Consider the following 2,758-nt stretch of genomic DNA (forward strand, 5'->3'; position numbering starts at 1 on the left):
GAAAAAAAGAACCAAAAAACTTTCTCTGTTGGCGTCCCGCCTCCGGCCTGAGGCGGGACGCCAAACTGAAAAAGTCTTTTTGCTTCTTTTTCTTCAGAAAAAGAAGATGCCTAGCTGGCTCTGTTGCCGCCGCCGAGCGTCTCGCCCACCAGCTTCTCCGAGAACTGCGCCATCGCCGTATGATCCATGCCCGGGCCCAGCAGGCCGACGGCGCTGGCCCACATCTCGCGGCACAGCGCGGCGAAGGGCGCCGGCGTGGCGGTCTCGCGCGCCACTTCCAGCGCCACGGAGACATCCTTCGCCATCAGCTCCAGCCCGAAGCCGGCGTCGAAGCGGCGCGACAGCACGAACTGTTTGAATTTCTTCTGCGTGCTGTTGTTCATGCCGGTCGAGTTGTTCAGCACATCGACCATCTGCGCCGGATCGAGCCCGAAGCGCTGGCCGATCAGCAGGGCCTCGACGCCGATCAGGAAGCCCGCCGCGCCCATCAGATTGTTCAGCGCCTTCATCGCCTGGCCGGCGCCGATGCCGCCGACATGCGTCAGCGCATTGCCCATGGCGCGCAGCACCGCATCGGCCCGCGCCACATCGGCGGCCGCGCCGCCCAGCATGATCGCCAGCTCGCCGCTGCGCGCGCGCGGCACGCCGCCGGAGACGGGCGCGTCGATCATCGCGACACCGCGCGGCGCCAGGGCCTCCGCGAAGCCGCGCGTGGCCGTGGGCACGCCGGAACTCATCTCGATCAGCAGCATGCCGGGCGCGAGCGCATCGTCCATCGCCTCGATCGCCTGGCCGACATGCTTCGAGGTGGGCAGAATGGTGATGACGGCATCCGCGCCACGCGCGGCGGTGGCGGCATCCGCCGCCGCCGTGCCGCCCACCTCGGCGGCGAAGCGCGCCGAACGCTCGGCGGCGACGTCGCAGGCCACGACATCGAAGCCGGCGCCGACCAGCCGCGCCGCCATCGGCCAGCCCATGTTGCCGATGCCGATGAAGGCGATCCGGCGCAGCGTGCCGCGCTCTGCCGCGCCGCTCACTTCTGCGCCGGCTCGCCCGAGAGCGCGCCTTCCCTCACCAGCACCTCATGCGCCGCCTTGAAGGCGTCGAGCCCCGCCGGGATGCCGCAATAGACCGTGGCGTGCAGCAGGATCTCCTTGATCTCCTCGACGCTGACGCCGTTGGTCAGCGCGCCCTTCACATGCAGCTTGATCTCCGGCGTCTTGCCCAGCGCCGTCAGCATGGCGAGGTTCAGCATGGAGCGCGTCTTGCGGTCGAGGCCGGGGCGCGTCCAGGCATAGCCCCAGCACCATTCGGTGGTGATGCGCTGGAAGGCCATCATGAAGTCATCGGCCTTGGCGATGCTGCCATCCACATAGTCGGGACCCAGCACGGCACGGCGGACTTCGAGCCCTCGGTCGAACAGCGTGTCATCGGTCATTCTGACGTCTCCCTCAACGCGGTCATGCTAGCTTTTTGTATGATTGTCTGTCAATTGTGGCCGCGATCCCGTCCGTTTTGCTGGACGTTCCGACCCGGCCCGTCTAATCCTGCGGCGCGGCGGCCGCCGGGATGGCCGCCCCGGGGAATGCGGGACAGAATGCCGGACGATTCGCTGCGGATCACGCCACAGCCGGTGCGGCGCCAGGTCGAGGAACGCCTGCGCGACGCCATCATCACCAGCCGCTTCGCACCGGGCGAGCACCTCTCCGACCGCATGCTGTGCGACCTGTTCGGCGTCAGCCGCGGCGTCATCCGCGAGGCGGTGCGCCTGCTGGAGGCTGAGGGGCTGATCGTCGTGGTGCCCAATCGCGGCCCCTTCGTCGCCTATCTCTCGGCCGCCGAGGCGACCCAGGTCTATGAGGTGCGCGCGGTGCTGGAGGCGCTGGCCGGCCAGGGCTTCGCCGAGCGCGCCTCGGTCGAGGAGATCGCCGAGCTGCGCGCGGTGTTCGAGGAGCTGGCGGCGACGAAGCCGGGCGCCGACCGCATGGTGCTGCTCGGCCTGAAGCGGCGCTTCTACGACGTCATGCTGCGCGGCTGCCGCAACGCCTATGTCGCACGCATGCTGGACCAGCTGCTGAACCGCAATTCCCAGCTGCGCGCCACGACATTGTCGGACCCTTCGCGCCTGCCGCACACCGTGGCCGAGATCCGCCGCATTGTCGAGGCCATCGAGCGGCGCGACCGCGAAGGCGCCTGGCAGGCCTGCCGCGAGCATGTGATGCAGGCGGCACAGGTGGCGCTGCGCATCCTGAACGAACGCGCCAGCGCCGCCCCGGAGGCCGCGCCTCCGGCCGGCTGAGGCGGCGCCGCGCCGCCTCACCGCACCGACGAGAAGGCTGTCGGCTGCAGGATCAGATTGCTGATGCTGGCGACGATCGGCCCGTCGCGCTCGGTCTCCGCCCGGCGCGCGATCCAGTCCGGGTCGGCCTGGAAGGCGTTCCATTTCTGCTCGCGCTCGGCGAGCGATTCCCATTCCAGCAGGTAATAGAGGTCCTGGTTCGAATCGCCGATGGCGACCGTCCAGAACCCCGCCTGGCGGATGCCGTGCTTCTGCCAGATGCCGAGGGTGATGCCCTGGAAGCGCTGCAGCAGCGCCGGCAGGCGGCCGGGGACGCAGTGATAGACGCGCAGCTCATGGATCACGGGATCTCTCCTGCTTGCGGGGTCAAGGGGGGGTCACGCGGCGGGCTCGGCCAGGCGCAGCGCCGCGCCGACATCCTCGAGCGCCGCCGGCTCGGCAAAGGCGGCGACCAGCTGC

Annotated in this window: 4 protein-coding genes; 1 reads left to right on the forward strand and 3 read right to left on the reverse strand. The window is 69.1% G+C overall.

Annotated elements, in window-relative coordinates; translation table 11 throughout:
• Positions 1-110 precede the first annotated feature (110 nt).
• Positions 111-1,037 (reverse strand): NAD(P)-dependent oxidoreductase, encoded by a 927-nt coding sequence (locus HMPREF0731_RS20595; RefSeq protein WP_007006162.1) that lies wholly within the window; start codon positions 1,035-1,037, stop codon positions 111-113.
• Positions 1,034-1,438, reverse strand: coding sequence for a carboxymuconolactone decarboxylase family protein (locus HMPREF0731_RS20600; RefSeq protein ID WP_007006163.1), 405 nt, complete (start codon positions 1,436-1,438; stop codon positions 1,034-1,036). The genes HMPREF0731_RS20595 and HMPREF0731_RS20600 overlap by 4 nt, the downstream gene beginning before the upstream one ends.
• 159 nt (positions 1,439-1,597) lie before the next feature.
• Between HMPREF0731_RS20600 and HMPREF0731_RS20605 the strand changes: the two genes are divergently transcribed.
• Positions 1,598-2,299: a GntR family transcriptional regulator gene (locus HMPREF0731_RS20605; protein WP_040614271.1), complete on the forward strand. Its 702-nt coding sequence runs from the start codon at positions 1,598-1,600 to the stop codon at positions 2,297-2,299.
• Between the two features lie 17 nt (positions 2,300-2,316).
• Here HMPREF0731_RS20605 and HMPREF0731_RS20610 read toward each other — a convergent pair whose 3' ends face one another.
• Positions 2,317-2,643 carry an NIPSNAP family protein gene (locus HMPREF0731_RS20610; protein WP_007006165.1) on the reverse strand — a complete coding sequence of 109 codons (327 nt, stop codon included), beginning with the start codon at positions 2,641-2,643 and terminating at the stop codon, positions 2,317-2,319.
• Between the last annotated feature and the right edge of the window lie 115 nt (positions 2,644-2,758).

The sequence above is a fragment of the Pseudoroseomonas cervicalis ATCC 49957 genome (genome assembly GCF_000164635.1).
In the GTDB taxonomy this organism is placed as follows: domain Bacteria; phylum Pseudomonadota; class Alphaproteobacteria; order Acetobacterales; family Acetobacteraceae; genus Pseudoroseomonas; species Pseudoroseomonas cervicalis.

Coding starts and splice junctions, on each gene's coding strand:
- HMPREF0731_RS20600 (WP_007006163.1), bottom strand. CDS start 1,438: ATGACCGATGACACGCTGTTCGACCGAGGGCTCGAAGTCCGCCGTGCC.
- HMPREF0731_RS20605 (WP_040614271.1), top strand. CDS start 1,598: ATGCCGGACGATTCGCTGCGGATCACGCCACAGCCGGTGCGGCGCCAG.